This window comes from Amycolatopsis nigrescens CSC17Ta-90 (assembly GCF_000384315.1).
GTDB classification, from domain to species: Bacteria; Actinomycetota; Actinomycetes; order Mycobacteriales; family Pseudonocardiaceae; genus Amycolatopsis; species Amycolatopsis nigrescens.
In genome coordinates, this window is sequence record NZ_ARVW01000001.1 from 958,326 (window position 1) to 976,704 (window position 18,379).

Sequence of the window (18,379 nt, forward strand, 5' to 3'; positions counted from 1 at the left end):
GGCGAAAAGCCGGCTATTTGCCAGTGGGGGCGCGGGTGATGAGGACGGTGGTGGTGACGGGCGGGACGAAAGGGATCGGGGCGGCGGTGGCGGCGCGTTTCGAGGCGGCCGGCGACCGGGTGCTCGCGGTCGGGCGCGCGGACTGCGACGTCACCGACGAGGACTCGGTGCGGGAGTTCTTCGACCGGACCGGGCCGGTGGACGTGCTGGTGAACAACGCCGGGGTGTCGGCCAGCGCCCCGCTGGCGCGCAGCACGCTGACCGACTGGCGGGAGCAGTGGCAGGTCAACGCGACCGGCGCGTTCCTGTGCACCCGCGCGGTGGTGCCCGGGATGCGGGAGCGCGACCGCGGCCGGGTGGTGACCGTGGCCTCCACCGCCGGGCACGTCGGCTACCGCTACACCACCGGCTACACCGCGTCCAAGCACGCCGCCGTCGGCCTGATGCGGGCGGTCGCGGCCGAGCTGGCCGGCACCGGGGTGACCGCGAACGCGGTCTGCCCCGCCTTCGTGCGGACCGCGATGACCGAGCGTTCGATCCGGCGGATCGCCGAGCGCACCGGCCGCGGTGAGGCCGACGCCGAGGCCGCCCTCGCCGCGGCGGCCCCGCTGGGCCGGCTGCTCGAACCGGAAGAAGTGGCCTTCGCGGTGGCGTTCCTCGCCGCCGAGGAGGCGGCCGCGATCAACGGACAGACCATCGTCCTCGATGGAGGAGGAATCCAGCTATGAGCCCGTTCCGCGCTTCGCCCGGCTTCACCGGGGACTGGGCGCACTTCGACCTTTCGATCGCCGACGGCGTGGCGACGGTGACGCTGAACCGGCCGGAGAAGCTCAACGCGCTCACCTTCGAGGCCTACGCGGACCTGCGCGACCTGCTCGGTGAGCTGCCGCACCGCGGGGACGTCCGGGTGCTGGTGCTGACCGGCGAGGGCCGCGGTTTCTGCTCCGGCGGGGACGTCGAGGAGATCATCGGTGAGCTGCAGACCATGCAGGGCGCGAAACTGCTCGAGTTCACCAGGATGACCGGCGCGGTGGTGCGGGCGCTGCGCGAGTGTCCGCTGCCGGTGATCGCGGCGGTGAACGGGGTGGCCGCCGGTGCCGGTTCGGTGATCGCGCTGGCCAGCGACTTCCGCCTGCTGGCGCGTTCGGCGAAGTTCGCCTTCCTGTTCACCAAGGTCGGCCTTGCCGGCGCGGACATGGGCTCGGCCTATCTGCTGCCCCGCCTGGTCGGCCTCGGCCGCGCCACCGAACTGCTGATCCTCGGCGACAAGGTGGACGCCGAGCAGGCCGAGCGGATCGGGCTGGCGACCAGGGTGCTGCCGGACGAGGAGCTGCCCGCGGCCGCCGTCGCGTTGGCCCGGCGGCTCGCGGACGGGCCCGCGCTGGCCTACGCCACCACCAAGGTGCTGCTGACCCGCGAGCAGGACATGGACCTCGGTTCGGCGATCGAGCTGGAGGCGATGACCCAGGCACTGCTGATGACCTGCGAAGACCACCACGAGTTCTACGCCGCCTGGTCGGCAGGACGGAGTCCGCAATGGACCGGCCGATGACCCCGCACCGGATCGTGGTGGCGCCGGAACTGGCCGAGCCGGTGGGTTTCGCGCACGCCGTGGTGCCCGCGCCGGGCACCACGGTGTACCTGGGCGGGCAGACCGCGCAGGGACCGGACGGCGCGATCCGCGGGACGAGCATGTCCGAGCAGTTCGACGTGGCCGCCGGCAACGTGGTCAGCGCCCTGCGCGCGGCCGGCGGGCGACCGGAGCACCTGGTGTCGCTGCTGCTCTACGTCACCGACGTGCCCGCCTACCGCGACGCGCTCAAGGAGCTGGGACCGTTGTACCGCAAGCATTTCGGCCGGCACTATCCGGCGATCGCGCTGCTCGGGGTCGCGGAGCTGTTCGACGCGGAGGCGAAGATCGAGCTGGTCGGCACCGCGGTGATCCCGGCATGAACGGCGATATCAGCGAGATCGCGAAGATCGCCGACGAGCTGACCGGCCTGGCGGGTGAGAACGGTGGGATCAACCGGCCGATGCTGGCCGCGCTGGCTACCCGTGGCCTGCTCGGGAGGCTGTTCCGGCGCGGCCAGGACGGCTATCTACCGGTGTCCGCGACGGAGCTGTGCGTGCTGCGCGAAGGGCTGGCCCGGCGCTGCACCGAGGCGGAGACCGCACTGGCGCTGCAAGGGCTCGGCGCGTACCCGATCCTCTCCGCCGGACGGCCCGAGGTGGCGAACGAGTGGATCCCGCGAGTGGCCGCCGGCGAGGCCGCGGCCGGGTTCGCGCTCACCGAGCCGGACGCGGGTTCGGACGTGGCCTCGCTGACCCTGTCCGCCGAACCGGACGGCACCGGGTTCCGGCTCACCGGGGAGAAGGTCTACATCTCCAATGCGCCGGACGCGGAGGTCTACTCGGTGTTCGCGCGGACCACGCCGGGCGCCGGGGCCCGCGGCATCAGCGCGTTCTGCGTCCCCGGCGACTCCCCCGGGCTGTCCGGGGAACGGCTGCACCTGCTCGCCCCGCATCCGATCGGCAGGCTGCGGTTCGACGGGGTGTTCGTGGCGGGATCGCACCTGCTCGGCGAGCCGGACCGCGGGATGGCGGTCGCGATGGGCACGCTGAACCTGTTCCGGCCGAGTGTCGGCGCGTTCGCCGTTGGCATGGGCCAGGCCGCGCTGGACCTGGCGGTGGACCACGTGTCGCGACGGAAGGCGTTCGGCAAGCCGCTGCGGGAGTTCCAGGCGGTGTCGCACCAGCTCGCGGACGTGGCGACCCGGCTCCGGGCCGCCAGGCTGCTGGTGCACGACGCCGCCGCGGCCTATGACGCCGGGTCGGCGGACGTGGCCGCCACGGCGGCGATGGCGAAGCTGTTCGCCACCGAAACGGCGCAGGTGGCGGTGGACGTCGCAGTGCAGGTGCACGGCGCGCGGGCGCTGGAGCGGGGACATCCGCTGGAACATCTGTACCGTGACGTCCGTGCCCCGAGGATCTACGAAGGCGCTTCGGAAATTCAGCGGGAGATCATCTCGCGGGCGTTGTTCCGGAAATAGCGGTTCCGATCTCCGCCCGTCATCACCTCGGGGCGGTGGGCTAGCCCACATGGAGCAGCCGTGGTGACGGTTTGCTGTTTCGGGTCACTTGTCCGATGAATTGCCGGTAATTCGAACGTATCCCTACCCTCGGAGCTGTCACATTCTCGTAGCTGAGGAGTAGTTATGCGAAGGAAAGCAGCCGGTTTGCTGTTCGGTATTCTTTCCCTGCTCTGCATTGCCGCCGCGCCGGCCTCCGCGGCGGAATCCGACTCACCGCCACCCGGCTGCTTCGCTGACCGATATGGCCTTCTTTTCGGCCAGGGAATAGCGGTGACCTGCGATTACTCCTTCGGCCCCTACGAGATGTACCAGGTGATCGCGCACTGCTCGACCGGCGGCACTTACTGGTACTCGCGCGGAAGCTGGGTACCCTACGGTTTCGGCCCATCGGTCGCCGAATGTCATGGCGGACTGCTTAATACGGCCGGAGTCGTGGGCTACCACGTCAACGAAACCTGATCTTCGATTTCCCTGGCGTTCAACGCAGTGAAGGCCACCTTCGCTGCGTTGAACGCAGGCAAGGTGGCCTTCACTGCGGCCCGGGGCCGGGGTCAGGGCAGCGCGCCGAGGGAGGCGGCGAGCGCGGCGTCGGGCAGTTCGTTGTCCGACATTTTCCCCGACAAATAGGCGTCATAAGCGGGCAGATCCAGGTGCGCGTGCCCGCAGAGCGCGGTCAGTATCACCTTTTCCTCGCCACTTTCCTTGCAGCGCAGGGCTTCCTGGATGCACGCGGCCAGCGCGTGGGTGGGCTCCGGCGCCGGGATGATGCCCTCGGTCCTGGCGAAGCGCACACCCGCGGCGAAGCATTCCTTCTGCTGCACGGCCTCGGCTTCGATCAGGCCCAGCTCGTAGATGTGCGACAGCAGCGGCGACATCCCGTGATAGCGCAGGCCACCGGCGTGGATCGGGTCCGGGATGAAGTCGTGGCCGAGGGTGTGCATCTTCAGCAGCGGCGTCAGCCCCGCGGTGTCACCGAAGTCGTAGGCGTAGCGGCCCCTGGTCAGCGACGGGCAGGCGGCCGGCTCCACGGCGCGGAGCACCGGTGACATCCGGCCGGCCAGTTTTTCCCGCAGGAACGGGAAGACCAGCCCGCCGAAGTTCGAGCCGCCGCCGGTGCAGCCGACCACCACGTCCGGGGTGTCCCCGGCCAGCTCGAACTGCTTCAGCGCCTCTTCGCCGATGATCGTCTGGTGCAGCAGCACGTGGTTCAGCACGCTGCCCAGCGCGTACCGCGCCTCCGGGTCGGCCGCGGCCATCTCCACCGCCTCGCTGATCGCGATGCCGAGGCTGCCGGTGGAGCCGGGGTCGACGGTCAGCACCGCGCGACCCGAGTCGGTCAGCTCCGACGGACTCGGATGCACGGTCGCGCCGAAGGTCTCCATCATCAGCTTGCGGTACGGCTTCTGGTCGTACGACGCCCGTACCTGCCACACCTCGCATTCGAGGCCGAAGGTCGCGCAGGCGAAGGCGAGCGCGCTGCCCCACTGACCGGCGCCGGTCTCGGTGGTCAGCCTGGTGACGCCCTCCTCCGCGTTGTAGAAAGCCTGCGGTACGGCGGTGTTGGGCTTGTGCGAGCCGACCGGGCTGACCCCTTCGTACTTGTAGTAGATCCGAGCCGGGGTGCCGAGCGCCTTCTCCAGCCGGCGGGCGCGGTACAGCGGGGACGGCCGCCAGAGCCGGTAGACGTCGAGCACCTCACCCGGGATGTCCACGTACCGGTCACCGGTGACCTCCTGGGCGATCAGCGCCTGCGGGAACAGCGGCGCCAGATCGTCCGGGCCGATCGGCTCTCTGGTGCCGGGGTGCAGCGGCGGCGGTGGCGCTTCCGGAAGGTCGGGAATGACGTTGTACCAGGTAGTCGGCATCTCCGACTCGTCAAGGAGGTACTTCGTGCGGGCTCCGCCGGTGCCAGTCATGGCGCCTCCTGGGTGATCGAGGTGATCGACGGGTCCAAGTTAGAGGCATCGGCGTCGACGGACCAGCCCCAGCCGATACGGTGCACGGCATGGGGTCCCCAACTCGTGAACTGGTCCTGCTCGACGCACCGTCCAACCTCGGCCTCCGCCCGCCGGTCGAAGGTGCGGTTCCCGGCTGCTACAAGGCACCCGGCGCGCTGCGCGACACCGGGCTGCTGAACCGGCTCGGCGCCGCGGACGCCGGGGTGGTCACCCCGCCGCGCTACCTGTCCGGCTGGCAGCCGGGCGACGGCGTGCGCAACGCCGACGCGATCGCCTCCTACGCCAGGAAACTGGCCGACCGGCTGGACCGGATCCTGGAGGCTGGCTCGTTCCCGGTGGTGCTCGGCGGTGACTGCTCGATCCTGCTCGGTGCCGCGCTCGCGCTGCGCCGGACCGGCCGCTACGGCCTGGCCTACCTGGACGGACACGACGATTTCCGCAGCCTGGACAACGCGCCGGAAGTCGGTGCCGCCGCCGGGGAAGACCTGGCGCTGGTGACCGGGCGCGGCGCCGACGAGCTGGTCGACCTGGACGGGCTGGTGCCCTACGTCCGCGACGAGGACGTGGTGCTGCTCGGCGTGCGCGAGGTGGAGTCGGTGCACACCAAGGCCGCCGGCATCCGCACCGTGACCAGCCAGTCGATCATGGCCGATGGCGCCGGTGCCGGCCTCGCCGCCGCGTCCGAGGTGCTCGGCCGCGGAGTGCTGGACGGCTTCTGGGTGCACGTGGACGTGGACGTGCTCGACCCGACCGTAGTGTCCGCTGTGGACAGTCCCGATCCGGAGGGCCTGGACCGGGAAACCCTGGTGGCCCTGCTTCGCGGACTGCTCGCGCTGCCCGGCGCGGCCGGCCTCGAGCTGACCGTCTTCGACCCCGATCTCGATCCGGACGGCGCACAGGCCAGGACCGTCGCCGGCATTCTCACCGATGCCTTCGCCTGACTCGCGGGACTGTGACCGAACCGTGTCCCGGAGGTGGTATCAGGCCGGGGCGGGGAAGGGACTTATCGGATATGTCCATCGAGCTGACCGGTGATCCGGTATCGGAACCGCGGCCTGAGCCGTTCTCCGCGAACGGCCGGCAATCGGTGACCGCACCTTCCGCCGCGGAGAAGACCGAAGACATCGACAAGGAATCGCCGTCGATCTACGACCTGATGGCCGCCCATCGGAAACCGGGGCGGGCGGAGTTCGCCGGTGTCCGCACCAGGTTCCAGCGGGAGCAGAAGGCCACCGTCGTCGAGGAGTACTACGCCCGCACGCTGCCAGCGGCCGTAGTGCTGGTGCGCAACCATCCGCGCCCGGACCGGCGCGGGCACACGTACCAGACGAAGATGTACTACGACGCGAGCATTTCCGGGTCCGAGATCGACGACTGCCTGCGCGCCGCGCGGCGCACCGAAAGGCAGTCCTCGGTGCTGCTCAACGCGCGGACCCAGGAGATCCTCGCGCAGAGCATCTACACCCTCTGCGCCTACCTGCTGAGCCTGCTGGACGCGTTGCCGGAGAGCACGCTGGACGCCAAGGAGCAGAAGGCGCGGGTGGACCTCGCCGTGCAGTCCTCGCGGCGGGAGCTGGTCAAGATCGAGACCTTCGTCCGCGGCGCCGCCAGAAGCTCTGCGCTGGTCTGGTACCTGATCGGGATCGTGCCCGGCATGCTGTTCGGCTTCGGCCTGGTGGCGGCGCTGCTGACGCTGCCCTACCGGATCGGGGCGCAGGGCCTGAACGGGCAGCTCGCGCTCTGCGTGGCGCTGGGCGCGATCGGGGCGATGGTGAGCGTGATGGTCCGGGTCACCCGCCGCCAGCAGGTGGACGTGGACTGGGAGCACAGCCGCGGGGTGACCATGCTGGCCGGGGCGTTCCGGCCGGTGGTCGGTGCCGTCTTCGGCGCGGTGCTGTTCATCCTGGTGATGGGCGGCCTGGTGCCGCTGGAGCTGCCCGACCAGGCGGGCAAGGACGTCGGCCTGTTCTTCGCCGGGCTGGCCTTCCTGGCCGGGTTCAGCGAACGCTGGGCGCAGGACACCATCGTGCAGAGCACGCCAAGGTTCGGCGGTCCCGCCGCGGCGGCGCCGGCCAGGAAGCCAGGGACGGGCTCGGACTGAACCGGACTGTCGGGGTGTTCCCGTAACCTCGGGACCATGGCCACGATGGTTACTTTCCACGCCCACCCCGACGATGAGTGCATCGCCTGCGGTGGGGTTATGCGCAAGGCGTACGAAGAAGGCCACCGCGTTGTACTGGTGGTCGCCACCCGAGGAGAGCACGGGGAGGTGGCGGACGGCTTCCTCGCCGATGGCGAGCAGCTCTGGCAGCGCCGCGTCGAGGAGACGCACGCCGCGGCCGAGATACTGGGCGTGCAGCGGGTGGAGTTCCTCGGTTACCGCGACTCCGGGATGATGGGCGAGCCGGAGAACGAGCTGCCCGGCTCGTTCTGGACCGCTCCGGTGGAGGATGCCGCCGCGAAGCTCGCCGCGATCCTCCGCGAGGAGAAGGCCGACGTGCTCACCGTCTACGACGACAACGGCGGGTACGGGCATCCCGACCACATCCAGGTGCACCGGGTCGGCATCAGGGCCGCCGAACTGGCCGGCACCCCGCGGGTCTACCAGCACACCATCAACCGGGACCAGATGCGGCGCGGGATGGAGGCACGCGCCGCCGCCGCACGCACAGCTGCCGCCGAAGGTGGCGAGGGCGCGGAGAGCGCCGAAGGGATACCGGACCAGATCCCGGACAACTTCGGCAAGCCGGAGTCGGAGATCACCGGCGCGGTGGATGTCACCGCCTTCCACGAGTACAAGCGCAAGGCGATGCGGGCGCACGCCAGCCAGATCTCCGAGGAGTCCTTCTTCCTGTCGATGCCGGACGACGTCTTCAAGTTCGCCTTCGGCACCGAGTACTTCATCCGGGCGGGACAGGGCCCCGGTATCACCGAAACCGACCTGATGGCCGGATTGTGAGCAGGATCGGCGGGATCAGTCCAGAGCGGCGGTGACGTCCAGTTCCACCAGCTGCTCGGGGAAGCCGAGGGCGGCGACCCCGAGCAGCGTGCTCGCGGTGCTGAACGCCGGGGCGAGCGCGGAGTCGTTCAACCTGGCCCAGACCTCGGCGAGCTCCTCCCCGACGGAGCTGGCCACGTAGATCACGGTGCGCACCACCTGCTCCGGCGCGGCACCGGCCGAGCGCAGCGCGGTGAGGGTGTTGGCGACGATCTGGTCGGTCTGCGCGCCCAGCCCGCCGGGCACCACCTGCCCGTCCGCGGCGAGCGGGCACTGCCCGGCCAGGAAAACCAGGCGCCGGGACTCGACGGTAGTGACATGGTGGTAACCAGGAGTGGAGTGCAGGCCGGCCGGGTTGTCGCGTTCGATGATCACCGGGCGAGCCAAGCAAACGGCCGCGGAGGCGGTCAAACCAATAAGGGGGCGGCGATGCGCAGGACGATCGACTGGGACGACGGCGCCATCGTGATCATCGACCAGTGCGCGCTGCCCGGTGCCTACCGCACGCTGCGGCTGCACACGGTGACCGAGCTGGTGGACGCGATCCGCCGGCTGGCCGTGCGCGGGGCGCCCGCGCTCGGCGCCGCCGGGGCGCTCGGGGTGGCGATGGCCGCCGCGAAACCGGACGCGGACGAAGATGCGGTACGTGCGGAGGCGACCAGGGTCGCCGACGCCAGGCCCACCGCGGTCAACCTGAGCTGGGGCGTCGAGCGGGCGCTGGCGAAACTGCCCGCCGGCCCCGGCGCCGTACTGGCCGAGGCGCTGGCCGTGCTGGACGAGGACGAGGACGTCAACCGCCGCGCTTCCGGGCACGCGGCCGAGCTGGTGCGCGCGCACGCGCCGGACCGGCCGGTGCGGCTGCTCACGCACTGCAACGCGGGCAGGCTGGCCACCGTCAGCTGGGGCACCGCGCTCGGCGTGGTCTGGCACCTGCAGGCCGAGGGCGGGGTCGAGTACGTGCTGGCGGACGAGACCAGGCCGCTGCTCCAGGGCGCCAGGCTGACCGCATGGGAGCTGGCCGAAGCCGGCGTGCCGTACCGGGTGCTGCCCGACTCCGCGGCGGCGACCGCGCTGGCCCGCGGGCTGGTGGACTGCGTGGTGGTCGGCGCGGACCGGATCGCGGCCAACGGGGACACCGCGAACAAGATCGGCACCTACCCGGTGGCGCTGGCCGCGGCCCGGCACCGGGTGCCGTTCTTCGTGGTCGCACCGAAGTCCACTGTGGACAACACGATCCCGGACGGCGGCGCGATCGTGATCGAGGAGCGGGACGCCGAAGAGGTCACCCGGTTCGCCGGGCAGTCCACCGCGCCCGAAGGCGCCGCCGTGTTCAACCCCGCCTTCGACGTCACCCCGGTCGACCTGATCACCGCGGTGGTCACCGAGGACGGCGTTTTCCGCGGCACACTCAGGAATCCGCGCTGACCCTGCCTGTCTTCGCGACCCTGCTGCCGCGCAGCACCAGCCACAGCACCCAAGCCTGCAACAGCCCGCCCAGCACGTAGGGGATGGCCAGCGCGGCACCCTTCAACGCGAAGAGGCTCAGCACCAGCATCACCACCAGCGACATGGGCAGGGTGACGAAGAACAGCCAGATCGCGGCCAGGGAACCCGAACTCACCAGGCTGTCCACGACCACGAAGATCGTCACCCCGACGACCAGTGCGGCATACCCGGCGGCGACCCACAGGGCGGCGGAGCCCCTGCTGTAACGCGCCGCCAGGCGTTTCCCGTAAGAGCCCGGCATTCTCCTCAGTCTACCGGCCTGGCCAAGCCCCGCAGCGCAACTTTTAGAGGCGGGGCACGTTGCGGAGGTTGGACTTCGCCAGCTGCAGCATCTTGCCCACCCCTCCGCTGAGCACCGTCCGGCTCACCGCCAGCGCGAAGCCCTTCACCTGTGCCGCGGTGATGTTCGGCGGGATGGACAGCGCGTTCGGGTCGGTCACCACGTCGAGCAGGGCGGGCCCGTCGTGCGCGAGCAGCTCCTTGATGCCGTCGCGGACATCCGCCGGGTTCTCGATCCGCCGGGAGTGGATCCCGGCGGCGCGGGCGATGGCCGCGAAGTCGACCCGATCGTGGTCCGTGCCGAACTCCGGCAGGCCGTCCACGAGCATCTCCAGCTTGACCATGCCGAGCGAGGAGTTGTTGAACACCACCACTTTCACCGGCAGGTTGTGCGTCCTCAAGGTCAGCAGCTCACCCATCAGCATGGCCAGCCCGCCGTCCCCGGCCATCGCGATCACCTGCCGGTCCCGGTCCGCGGCCTGCGCCCCGATCGCGTGCGGCAGCGCGTTCGCCATGCTGCCGTGCACGAACGAGCCGAGCAGCCGCCGACGCCCGTTCGGCGTGACGTACCTGGCCGACCAGACGTTGCACATCCCGGTGTCCACCGTGAAGACCGCGTCGTCGGCGGCCTCGTCGTCCAGGATGTCGGCGGCGAACTCCGGGTGAATCGGCAGATGCCGCTCCACGTTGCGGGTGTAGGCGTCCACCACGGTCTGCAGGCCGCGCTCGTGCTTGCGCAGCATGTCGTGCAGGAAGGTGCGGTCCCCGCGGCGGCGCAGCCGCGGCAGCACCTCGCGGATGGTGGCACCGACATCGCCCAGCACGCCGAACTCCAGCACGCTGCGCCGGCCGATCCTGGCCGGGTCGATGTCCACCTGCACGGTGTTGGCCTGCGGCAGGAAGTTGTCGTACGGGAAGTCGGTGCCGAGCAGCAGCACCAGGTCCGCGGCGTGCATGGCGTCGTAGCAGGCGCCGTACCCGAGCAGCCCACTCATGCCCACGTCGAACGGGTTGTCGTACTGGATGAACTCCTTGCCGCGCAAGGAATGCCCGACCGGCGCACCGAGGTGGCCGGCCAGTTCCATCACCTCGTCGTGCGCGTCCCGGCAGCCGGCCCCTGCCATGATCATGACCTTCTCCGCGCGCTCGATCCGCTCGGCCAGCGCGGTCACGTCCTCGGCGTCCGGGACCACCGCCGGAGTCCGGCCGAGCACCCCGCTGCGCCCGGTCGGGTGCACGGCGGACTCGTGCGCCACGTCGCCGGGCAGCACCAGCACCGCCACACCCCGCCTGCCGACCGCGTTCTGCACCGCGATCCGGCCAAGCCGCGGCATCTGCTCCGCCCCGCTGACCAGCTCGCAGTAGTGCGAGCACTCCTGGAACAGCCGCTCCGGATGGGTCTCCTGGAAGAACCCGGTGCCGATCTGCGCGGCCGGGATGTGCGACGCGATGGCCAGCACCGGCGCACCGGAGCGGTGCGCGTCGAACAGGCCCTGCAGCAGGTGCAGGTTGCCCGGCCCGCAACTGCCCGCGCAGACCGCGAGCTGCCCGGTGAGCTGCGCCTCGGCCGCCGCGGCGAACGCCCCGGCCTCCTCGTTGCGCACGTGCACCCAGTCGATCCCGCCGTGCGCGGACCCGCCGCTGCGCCGGATGGCGTCCACCACCGGGTTCAGGCTGTCCCCCACGACGCCGTAGATGCGGCGGACGCCCGCCTGGATGAGCACATCGATCAGCTGATCGGCAACGGTGGTCATGCTTTCCTCGTTTCTCCCGCTCGTGGCGTGGTGGCTAATGAAGCAAACCCGCTTGGCGGGCGTCGGCGGTCAGCCGGTCGCGATGTTCCGGGTGCGCGATCCTGATCAGCGCCTGCGCGCGCTGGGACAGGCTCCGCCCCCGCAGCTCGGCCACCCCGTACTCGGTGACCACGTGGTCCACGGTGTTCTTCAAGGTCGTCACCACGCTGCCGGGGGTGAGCTGGACGTTGATCCGGCTGGCGCCACCGCGGGTGGCCGAGTGCAGCACCAGGAACGCCTTGCCGCCCGGCGAGTACATCGCGCCGCGGGCGAAGTCGGACTGCCCACCCGAAGACGACCAGTACCGGCCCGCGATGGTCTCGCTGGCCGCCTGGCCCATCAGGTCCACCTCACTGGTCGCGTTGATGGAGACGAAGTTGGGCTCCTTCGCCACCACCCGCGGATCGTTGACCCAGTCCACGGGCTCCATGGTCACCGCGGTGTTGTTGTCCAGCCAGTCGAACAACCTCTTCGTGCCGAGGCAGAAGGTCGCGACGTGCTTGTTGCGCTGCTGGAGCTTGCGGGTGCCGGTCAGCGCGCCGCTTTCCACCAGGTCCAGCACCCCGTCCGACAACGCCTCGGTGTGCAGGCCGAGGTCGCGGTGCCCGGTCAGCGACGCGAGCAGCGCGTTCGGGATCCGGCCGACCCCCACCTGCAGGCAGGCGCCGTCCTGGATGCGCTCGGCGATCAGCGCGGCGATCCGCCGGTCCCGCTCGTCGGGCACCGCGGGCGGTACCTCGAACAGCGGCCGGTCCGTGCGGCACCACCCGGCGACCTGGCTGAGGTGCAGCTGGTTGTGCCCGAAGGTGCGCGGCATCCGCTCGTTGACCTCCAGGAAGAACGGGATCTCGCCGATGAACGCCGCGGTGTAGTCGGCGTTGGTGCCGAGGCTGAAGTAGCCGTGCCGGTCCGGAGGGCTGGCCGCGGCCAGCGCGATCGTGCAGCGGGTCGACTTGCGCAGCAGCAGCGGCATCTCGCTGAAGTGGTTGGGCACCAGGTCGCAGTTGCCGTCCCAGAACGCCTGCCGCGAACCGGAGCCGAGGAAGTAGTCGACGTGGTTCAGCCGTCCGGGGAACGCGCCGTCGATGTAGCGGCGCCGCAGGTACGGGTCCATCCGGTGGATCCGTACCCCGCGCAGCTCGGCCGCGTGCTCCTCCAGCGCGTCCAGCAGGCCGACCGGCTCGCCGAGCATCAGCGGCACGATCACGTCCGCGCCCTCGGGGATGTGCGCCAGCACCGCCGCCGGCTCCTCCGGCCGGTCCAGCCGAACGGTCATCCGAACTCCCCTTCCCTGCCGCGGCGGTCACCGCACTCTCCAGCCTGCACCCGCGTGGCCGATACGCAAAATGACCAGTGTTCGCCTTGTTCATGCATCAGAGGCATGATCCCTGACGTACTCGTGGAAGCGCGCGATGGCGGGCGCTTGGTGCCGCCCTGCCAGCACCGCCACCCCCACCGTGCGGTGCGCCCCCTCGTCCGAAAGCCGCAGGAAGACCGGGGCGTCCTCGCCGAGCCCGCCCCGCGGCCTGGGCATGATCGCCGCGCCGAGCCCGGCCGCCACCAGCCCCTGGATGGTCGCCAGCTCGGTGCTCTCGAAGGTGATGCGCGGGACGAACCCGGCATGGCGGCACAGCCGGTCGGTGATCTGCCGCAGGCCGAACTCCGGCCTCAGCGCGACGAAGTCCTCGCCGCCGAGTTCACCGAGCGACACCCGGCGCCGCCGGGCCAGCGGGTGCCCGCGCGGCACCGCCGCGCACAGCCGCTCCTCCGCGACCGGTGACCAGGCGACGTCCTCGCCGTCCGGCCGCGGGCTGGTCACGATCACGTCCACATGGCCGTGGCGCAGGTCGGCGAGGATGGTGTCCTGCGCGTCGCCGCGCAGCACGAAGTTCGCCCGCGGCACCCGCTCGCGGTAGCCGCGGATCAGGTCCGGGATGAGCCAGGTGCCGAAGGAGTGCAGGAAGGCCAGCGCGATGGTGCCGCCGTCCGGGTCGATCAGGGTGGCGATCCGGTGCTCCGCCGCGGAGAGCTCGCCGAGCGCGCGCACCGCGTGCGAGCGGAACACCTGGCCGTACTGGTTCAGCCGCAGCCGGTGCCCTGTCCGGTCGAACAGCGGGGTGCCGAGCCGGCGCTCGAGCCTGGCGATGGCCCTGGACAGGGTCGGCTGCGCGATGTTCAGCGCGGCCGCCGCCTCGGTGACGTGCTCGGTCTCGGCCAGCGTGGTGAACCAGGTCAGCTCTCGGACGTCCATCCGCCGATTATGCGCCCGGCGCATGGGAACAGCGCCACGGCGCAATTTCCGGTATCTAGGGCACCAGCTCGACGCAGGCCGCCGGGGATCGCACGGAATTACTGCCGGGGGCCGAGCACCTCGTCCGACAACGCCTCGGTCACCGTGATCGCCATCGCGGGGCAGGAGTCGGCGGCGTCGAGCACCACCTCGTTGGGCTGGATCTCGTCGGCCAGCGCGCGAGCGAACTCGTCGTCGAGCGCGAACACGTCGGGCGCGATCCCGGCGCACATCCCGGACGCGATGCAGCTGTGCTGGTCCACGTCGATTTTCCAGGTCATCGGTTCACCATCCCACGGGCATCGTGCGCGGGCCACGGACGATCAGCTGGGTCTTCCAGACGATGTCACCGGCCAGGTGCAGCCCCGGCATCCTGGTCAGCAGCGCGCCCATCGCCTCCTGCAGCTCCAGCCTGGCCAGCGGCGCGCCGAGGCAGTGGTGCACCCCGTGCCCGAAACCGAGGTGCTGGTTGGACTCGCGGTCCAGCCGCAGCTCTTCGGCCGAATCGAAGCGCAGCGCGTCCCGGTTCGCCGCACCGACCGCGACCAGCACCGGCTCACCCGCCCGCACCAACACGTCGCCGACCTGGATGTCCTCGGTGGCATAGCGGGGGAAGGACGCGCCGGCCCCGAGCGGCACGAACCGGAGCAGCTCCTCGATCGCGCTGTTCAGCAGTTCCGGGTGCTCGCGCAGCTTCGCCAGCGCCTCCGGGCGTTCCAGCAGCACGTGCACGAAGTTCGGGATCTGGCTGGCGGTGGTCTCGTGCCCGGCGACCAGGATGCCAACGCACAGGTCGATCAGCTCCAGCTCGGTCAGCCGGTCCCGCACGTCGCGCGCCTCGATCAGCGCGGTCATCAGGTCGTCGGCCGGTTCCGCCCGGTGCTGCTCGATCAGGCCGCCCATGTAGGCGCGGATCTCCTCCCGGTTCGCATCGAACTGCTCGGCGGTGAACCCGCTGGTGGTGAGCAGGCCGTCGCTCCACACCCGGAACTGCGGGCGGTCCTCGGCCGGCACCCCGAGCAGCTCGCAGATCACCGCGACCGGGATCGGCAGCGCGTAGTTCTCCACCAGGTCGGCGGGCGGGCCGGTGGCGATCATCTCGTCCAGCATGCCCTCGGCCAGCTCGCGGACCCGTGGCCGCAGCCGCTCCACCCGGTGCACGGTGAACGCCTTCGCCACCAGCGTGCGCAGCCGGGTGTGGTCCGGCGGGTCCATCGCCAGGATGCCGGTGTTGTTCTGGGAAGCGGACAGCCGCGGCGCGTCGTGGGCGGACGCCTCCGCGCGGCTGAACCGCCTGTCCCCCAACACGAACCGGGCGTCCGCGTAGCGGGTGGCCAACCAGGCCGGCTCGCCGTAGGGCAGCTTGACGCGGATCATGCCGTCGCCATCGCGCGCGGCGGCGTAGGCGTCGTGCAGCTCCAGGCCGCCCACCTCGTTGAACGGGTAGGCCAGCGGCTCGGTATGCGTGGCGGTCATCGGCGAAACCCCCGGGTCCAGGTTTGTAAGCGACTGCTTACAACGGTAGGTGCGGTGACCGGCCGCGTCAATGCGATAACCGAGTGCTTCCGAAGTACCGTGTCGCTTTGGGCCGCTTCGGGTCGTTTTCGAGTGCGCTTGGGAGGTGCGGTGACCGCAGGACCGCAGGAACCGCACGGACGCCGCCGCGACGCCGCCGCGACCAAGGAGTCGCTGTTGGACGCGGCGTCCGCGCTGTTCGCCGAACGCGGCTACGACCGCACCACGGTGCGCGACATCGCCACCAGGGCCGGCGCGAACCAGGCGCTGCTGTTCCGCTACTTCGGCTCGAAAGAGGCGCTGTTCGAGGAGATCGTGGCCCGCGGCGGACGCGCGCAACTGGCCGGGACGCCGCCGGAGAAGCTGCTGGAGACCATCCTGCGCAGCATGCTCAGCTCCAGCTCCAAGGCCGACCACCAGGCACTGGCCGCCTTCCTGCGCTCCACCGCCAACGACGAGGCGGCCACCGGGATCCGGCGGCGGCTCGGCAAGGAGTACGCGCACGCGCTGGCCTCGCTGACCGACGCCGAGGACGCCGAGCTGCGCGCCGACCTGATGCTGGCCTGGCTGCTCGGCATCAGCCTGGTGCGCGGGGTGACCGGCAAGGAGCCGCTGGCCAGCGCCGATCCCGACCAGGTCTGCGCGCTGGTGCTGGACGCCGCCCGGCAGCTGCTGGAACGGACAGTGCCGGACGGTGAGCCGGACAGCGGGCCGGACAGCGGGCCGGGCGGGTAATTCGGTAGCAGGGGTCGAAACCGGGCGCTAGCGTCGCCTTTCATGGCGATCCTGCCGGCCGCGGCCACCGAGGACGAGTTCGACGCGCTCAGCGAAGAAGAACTGGAGCCGGGCGTCGCCACCCTGCGCGCCAAGTTCGGCCTTACGGAGCTGCCCGTGCGGCGGTACGAGGACGGTTCGCTGCCGGTCTACGCGCTCGGTGACAAATGGGTGCTGAAGCTGTTTCCGCCGGTGTTCGCGGCCGAAACGGCCACCGAAAGCTCGGTGCTGCGGGCGCTGGACGGCAGGCTGCCGATCGATACGCCGGGCCTGCGCGAGACCGGTGAGCTGGACGGCTGGGGTTACGTGCTGATGGAGCAGCTCCGCGGGCACACGCTCAAAACCGTCTGGCCGGACCTCTCCGAAGCGGACAAGGAGTGGCTCGGGCCGCGGCTCGGGGAAGCGCTGGCCGCACTGCACGCGGTGCGCGACCCGTCTCTGGACGCGCTGGAACCCCAGGACTGGCAAGGATTCCTGGCCGCGCAGCGGGCGAAGGTGGTGGCGCATCAGCGGCGGACCGGTCTGGCCGAAGCCTGGCTCGAGCAGATCCCGGAGTTCCTGGACTCGGTGGACCTCGGCTCGCCGCCACCGGTGCTGCTGCACACCGAGTTCATGCGGGACCACCTGATGATGGTCCGCGGCCGGGAGGGCTGGCAGGTTTCCGGGCTGTTCGACTTCGAGCCGGCGATGCGCGGCGCGGCCGAGTACGACTTCGTGGCCGCCGGCATCTTCGTGGCCGGCGGCGACCCGGCGTTCCTGCGCCGGCTGCTGCTCGGCTACGGCTGCTCCGCCGCGCAGCTGGACGAGACCTTCGCCCGCCGCTGCCTCGCGTATGCCTTGCTGCACAAGTATTCGAACCTGCGCTGGTTCCTGGAGACCCTGCCCGCACCCCCGGCTCCCACCCTCCCCTCCCTCGCCCTTACCTGGTGGGGCGCTTAGTCCGTGAAGGGCACCTTGCCTACCTTCAACGTAGGCAAGGTGCCCTTCACGGACGATCGAAGCCGAGTTCGGCGCGGATAGCGGCGGAGTGCTCGCCGACGGCGGGGACGGGGTCCATCCGCGGCTCGCGGCCTGGCACGTCGACCGGCGGCAGCAGGGCGTCCACCGGGCCGGCCGGGGTGTCCACCCGCCGCCAGCGCCGGCGCGCGGCGAGTTGCGGGTGCTCGGCGAACTCGGCCATCGTGCGCATCCTGGCATTGGCGATCCCGGCCTCGTCGAGCCGCTGCTCCACCTCGGCCGCGGACAGCCCGGCCAGCGCGCGCTCGATGATGGCGGTCAGCTCGCCGTCGTGCTCGGTACGCGCGGAGTTGCCGGCGAACCGCGGGTCCACCGCGAGCTCCCGGTGTTCGAGCACCCGCTCGCACAGGGCCGCCCATTCGCGTTCGTTCTGCACGCCGATGAACACCACCGCGCCGTCTCCCGCGGTATACGGGCCGTACGGCGAGATCGCGGCGTGCCGCGCGCCGTTGCGCGGCGGCGGGTTTCCGCCGTAGTTCGCGTAGTAGTACGGAAAACCGACCCATTCACCGAGCGCGTCCAGCATCGCGACGTCGAAACTGCTGCCGGCGCCGGTGCGCTCCCGCTCGTACAGCGCGGCGAGAATCCCGCTGTAGGCGTACATCCCGGCCGCGATGTCGGCCACCGGGATGCCGGCTTTGGCCGGTTCCTCCGGGGTGCCGGTGATCGAGACGACCCCGGCTTCGCACTGCACCAGCAGGTCGTACGCCTTCTTGCCCCGATACGGCCCGGATGTGCCGTAACCGGAGATGTTGCAGACGATCAGCCGCGGGTGGGCCTCGCGCAGGACATCCGGGCCGAGGCCGAGCCGGTCCGCCGCGCCCGGCGCGAGGTTCTGCACGAACACGTCCGCCCTGGCCAGCAGCGCGGTCAGCACCTCGCGGTCGGCCTCGTCCTTCACGTCCAGCGCGATGCTCTCCTTGTTGCGGTTGAGCCAGACGAAATGGCTGGACTGGCCGTGCACGGTCTCGTCGTATGCGCGGGCGAAGTCACCCTGGCCAGGCCGTTCGATCTTGATCACCCTGGCGCCGAGGTCGCCGAGCTGGCGGGTGGCCAGCGGCGCGGCCACCGCCTGTTCCAGCGCGACCACGGTGATCCCGTCCAGCGCGTTCGGTGTCATCGCCATTCCGGCAAGATAGTTCCCGCCGATCTCTGGT

General features: G+C 70.8%; 20 protein-coding genes. 11 read left to right on the forward strand and 9 right to left on the reverse strand.

The genetic code is table 11. The annotated features are described in order from the left end of the window. Window positions 1-35 precede the first annotated feature (35 nt). The 5 genes from AMYNI_RS0104430 to AMYNI_RS0104450 all read left to right on the forward strand — a co-directional run bounded on the left by AMYNI_RS0104430 (window position 36) and on the right by AMYNI_RS0104450 (window position 3,551). Window positions 36-728: an SDR family NAD(P)-dependent oxidoreductase gene (locus AMYNI_RS0104430; protein ID WP_026360046.1), complete on the forward strand. Its 693-nt coding sequence runs from the start codon at window positions 36-38 to the stop codon at window positions 726-728. Continuing rightward, window positions 725-1,552 (forward strand): enoyl-CoA hydratase family protein, encoded by an 828-nt coding sequence (locus tag AMYNI_RS0104435; RefSeq protein ID WP_020666772.1) that lies wholly within the window; start codon window positions 725-727, stop codon window positions 1,550-1,552. Before AMYNI_RS0104430 ends, AMYNI_RS0104435 begins: the two co-directional genes overlap by 4 nt. After that, complete coding sequence (locus AMYNI_RS0104440; RefSeq protein WP_020666773.1) at window positions 1,537-1,953, forward strand: RidA family protein; 417 nt, start codon at window positions 1,537-1,539, stop codon at window positions 1,951-1,953. The genes AMYNI_RS0104435 and AMYNI_RS0104440 overlap by 16 nt, the downstream gene beginning before the upstream one ends. After that, window positions 1,950-3,050 carry an acyl-CoA dehydrogenase family protein gene (locus tag AMYNI_RS0104445; RefSeq protein WP_020666774.1) on the forward strand — a complete coding sequence of 367 codons (1,101 nt, stop codon included), beginning with the start codon at window positions 1,950-1,952 and terminating at the stop codon, window positions 3,048-3,050. The genes AMYNI_RS0104440 and AMYNI_RS0104445 overlap by 4 nt, the downstream gene beginning before the upstream one ends. Window positions 3,051-3,215: 165 nt before the next feature. Continuing rightward, window positions 3,216-3,551, forward strand: coding sequence for a hypothetical protein (locus tag AMYNI_RS0104450; protein ID WP_040405510.1), 336 nt, complete (start codon window positions 3,216-3,218; stop codon window positions 3,549-3,551). A 92-nt stretch (window positions 3,552-3,643) separates the two neighbouring features. Here AMYNI_RS0104450 and AMYNI_RS0104455 read toward each other — a convergent pair whose 3' ends face one another. Next, window positions 3,644-5,008 carry a TrpB-like pyridoxal phosphate-dependent enzyme gene (locus AMYNI_RS0104455; protein ID WP_020666776.1) on the reverse strand — a complete coding sequence of 455 codons (1,365 nt, stop codon included), beginning with the start codon at window positions 5,006-5,008 and terminating at the stop codon, window positions 3,644-3,646. 89 nt (window positions 5,009-5,097) lie between these two features. Between AMYNI_RS0104455 and AMYNI_RS0104460 the strand changes: the two genes are divergently transcribed. From AMYNI_RS0104460 to AMYNI_RS0104470, 3 genes are all read left to right on the forward strand, one after another. Then, window positions 5,098-5,991 (forward strand): arginase family protein, encoded by an 894-nt coding sequence (locus AMYNI_RS0104460; protein WP_020666777.1) that lies wholly within the window; start codon window positions 5,098-5,100, stop codon window positions 5,989-5,991. Between the two features lie 71 nt (window positions 5,992-6,062). After that, complete coding sequence (locus AMYNI_RS43585) at window positions 6,063-7,151, forward strand: hypothetical protein (RefSeq protein WP_020666778.1); 1,089 nt, start codon at window positions 6,063-6,065, stop codon at window positions 7,149-7,151. A 36-nt stretch (window positions 7,152-7,187) separates the two neighbouring features. Beyond that, a complete protein-coding gene (locus tag AMYNI_RS0104470) occupies window positions 7,188-8,009 on the forward strand; it encodes a PIG-L family deacetylase (protein ID WP_026360048.1) in 822 nt (273 codons plus the stop codon). Window positions 8,010-8,024: 15 nt separating this feature from the next. On the opposite strand, the gene AMYNI_RS0104475 is transcribed toward AMYNI_RS0104470, so the two are convergent. Continuing rightward, window positions 8,025-8,423, reverse strand: coding sequence for a RidA family protein (locus AMYNI_RS0104475; protein ID WP_020666780.1), 399 nt, complete (start codon window positions 8,421-8,423; stop codon window positions 8,025-8,027). A gap of 54 nt (window positions 8,424-8,477) precedes the next feature. Here AMYNI_RS0104475 and mtnA point away from each other — a divergent pair, with 54 nt between their 5' ends. Beyond that, window positions 8,478-9,473, forward strand: a complete 996-nt coding sequence (gene mtnA / locus AMYNI_RS0104480) for an S-methyl-5-thioribose-1-phosphate isomerase (protein WP_020666781.1) — start codon at window positions 8,478-8,480, stop codon at window positions 9,471-9,473. Here mtnA and AMYNI_RS0104485 read toward each other — a convergent pair. The 6 genes from AMYNI_RS0104485 to AMYNI_RS0104510 form a co-directional block, all read right to left on the reverse strand. Further along, entirely contained in the window at window positions 9,457-9,795 is a 339-nt protein-coding gene (locus tag AMYNI_RS0104485; protein WP_020666782.1) for an SCO4225 family membrane protein, read from the reverse strand. The two genes, mtnA and AMYNI_RS0104485, sit on opposite strands and share 17 nt — an antisense overlap. Before the next feature lie 43 nt (window positions 9,796-9,838). After that, on the reverse strand, window positions 9,839-11,587 hold the full coding sequence (locus AMYNI_RS0104490; RefSeq protein ID WP_020666783.1) for a pyruvate dehydrogenase: 1,749 nt from the start codon (window positions 11,585-11,587) through the stop codon (window positions 9,839-9,841). A 34-nt stretch (window positions 11,588-11,621) separates the two neighbouring features. Continuing rightward, on the reverse strand, window positions 11,622-12,902 hold the full coding sequence (locus tag AMYNI_RS0104495; RefSeq protein ID WP_020666784.1) for an acetyl-CoA hydrolase/transferase family protein: 1,281 nt from the start codon (window positions 12,900-12,902) through the stop codon (window positions 11,622-11,624). Between the two features lie 90 nt (window positions 12,903-12,992). Then, window positions 12,993-13,877 carry a LysR family transcriptional regulator gene (locus AMYNI_RS0104500; protein ID WP_020666785.1) on the reverse strand — a complete coding sequence of 295 codons (885 nt, stop codon included), beginning with the start codon at window positions 13,875-13,877 and terminating at the stop codon, window positions 12,993-12,995. A 98-nt stretch (window positions 13,878-13,975) separates the two neighbouring features. Further along, window positions 13,976-14,197 carry a ferredoxin gene (locus AMYNI_RS0104505; protein WP_020666786.1) on the reverse strand — a complete coding sequence of 74 codons (222 nt, stop codon included), beginning with the start codon at window positions 14,195-14,197 and terminating at the stop codon, window positions 13,976-13,978. Between the two features lie 4 nt (window positions 14,198-14,201). After that, on the reverse strand, window positions 14,202-15,392 hold the full coding sequence (locus tag AMYNI_RS0104510; RefSeq protein WP_020666787.1) for a cytochrome P450: 1,191 nt from the start codon (window positions 15,390-15,392) through the stop codon (window positions 14,202-14,204). Window positions 15,393-15,542: 150 nt separating this feature from the next. Here AMYNI_RS0104510 and AMYNI_RS0104515 point away from each other — a divergent pair, with 150 nt between their 5' ends. Together AMYNI_RS0104515 and AMYNI_RS0104520 are read left to right on the forward strand one after the other, a co-directional pair. Then, the gene (locus AMYNI_RS0104515) at window positions 15,543-16,166 is read left to right on the forward strand and encodes a TetR/AcrR family transcriptional regulator (RefSeq protein WP_020666788.1); all 624 of its coding nucleotides are present in this window, start codon (window positions 15,543-15,545) and stop codon (window positions 16,164-16,166) included. Window positions 16,167-16,208: 42 nt separating this feature from the next. Further along, window positions 16,209-17,144 (forward strand): phosphotransferase family protein, encoded by a 936-nt coding sequence (locus tag AMYNI_RS0104520; protein ID WP_020666789.1) that lies wholly within the window; start codon window positions 16,209-16,211, stop codon window positions 17,142-17,144. 46 nt (window positions 17,145-17,190) lie between these two features. Here the strand turns inward: AMYNI_RS0104520 and AMYNI_RS0104525 are convergent, their stop codons facing one another. Continuing rightward, the gene (locus tag AMYNI_RS0104525) at window positions 17,191-18,348 is read right to left on the reverse strand and encodes a CaiB/BaiF CoA transferase family protein (RefSeq protein WP_020666790.1); all 1,158 of its coding nucleotides are present in this window, start codon (window positions 18,346-18,348) and stop codon (window positions 17,191-17,193) included. Between the last annotated feature and the right edge of the window lie 31 nt (window positions 18,349-18,379).

Bases quoted from the DNA above. Each gene is read 5' to 3' on its own strand.
- AMYNI_RS0104460 (WP_020666777.1), top strand. From the start codon at position 5,098: ATGGGGTCCCCAACTCGTGAACTGGTCCTGCTCGACGCACCGTCCAAC.
- AMYNI_RS0104435 (WP_020666772.1), top strand. From the start codon at position 725: ATGAGCCCGTTCCGCGCTTCGCCCGGCTTCACCGGGGACTGGGCGCAC.
- AMYNI_RS0104505 (WP_020666786.1), bottom strand. From the start codon at position 14,197: ATGACCTGGAAAATCGACGTGGACCAGCACAGCTGCATCGCGTCCGGG.
- mtnA (WP_020666781.1), top strand. From the start codon at position 8,478: ATGCGCAGGACGATCGACTGGGACGACGGCGCCATCGTGATCATCGAC.
- AMYNI_RS0104445 (WP_020666774.1), top strand. From the start codon at position 1,950: ATGAACGGCGATATCAGCGAGATCGCGAAGATCGCCGACGAGCTGACC.
- AMYNI_RS0104440 (WP_020666773.1), top strand. From the start codon at position 1,537: ATGGACCGGCCGATGACCCCGCACCGGATCGTGGTGGCGCCGGAACTG.
- AMYNI_RS0104490 (WP_020666783.1), bottom strand. From the start codon at position 11,587: ATGACCACCGTTGCCGATCAGCTGATCGATGTGCTCATCCAGGCGGGC.
- AMYNI_RS43585 (WP_020666778.1), top strand. From the start codon at position 6,063: ATGTCCATCGAGCTGACCGGTGATCCGGTATCGGAACCGCGGCCTGAG.
- AMYNI_RS0104470 (WP_026360048.1), top strand. From the start codon at position 7,188: ATGGCCACGATGGTTACTTTCCACGCCCACCCCGACGATGAGTGCATC.
- AMYNI_RS0104510 (WP_020666787.1), bottom strand. From the start codon at position 15,392: ATGACCGCCACGCATACCGAGCCGCTGGCCTACCCGTTCAACGAGGTG.
- AMYNI_RS0104450 (WP_040405510.1), top strand. From the start codon at position 3,216: ATGCGAAGGAAAGCAGCCGGTTTGCTGTTCGGTATTCTTTCCCTGCTC.
- AMYNI_RS0104455 (WP_020666776.1), bottom strand. From the start codon at position 5,008: ATGACTGGCACCGGCGGAGCCCGCACGAAGTACCTCCTTGACGAGTCG.
- AMYNI_RS0104525 (WP_020666790.1), bottom strand. From the start codon at position 18,348: ATGGCGATGACACCGAACGCGCTGGACGGGATCACCGTGGTCGCGCTG.
- AMYNI_RS0104520 (WP_020666789.1), top strand. From the start codon at position 16,209: ATGGCGATCCTGCCGGCCGCGGCCACCGAGGACGAGTTCGACGCGCTC.
- AMYNI_RS0104485 (WP_020666782.1), bottom strand. From the start codon at position 9,795: ATGCCGGGCTCTTACGGGAAACGCCTGGCGGCGCGTTACAGCAGGGGC.
- AMYNI_RS0104495 (WP_020666784.1), bottom strand. From the start codon at position 12,902: ATGACCGTTCGGCTGGACCGGCCGGAGGAGCCGGCGGCGGTGCTGGCG.
- AMYNI_RS0104500 (WP_020666785.1), bottom strand. From the start codon at position 13,877: ATGGACGTCCGAGAGCTGACCTGGTTCACCACGCTGGCCGAGACCGAG.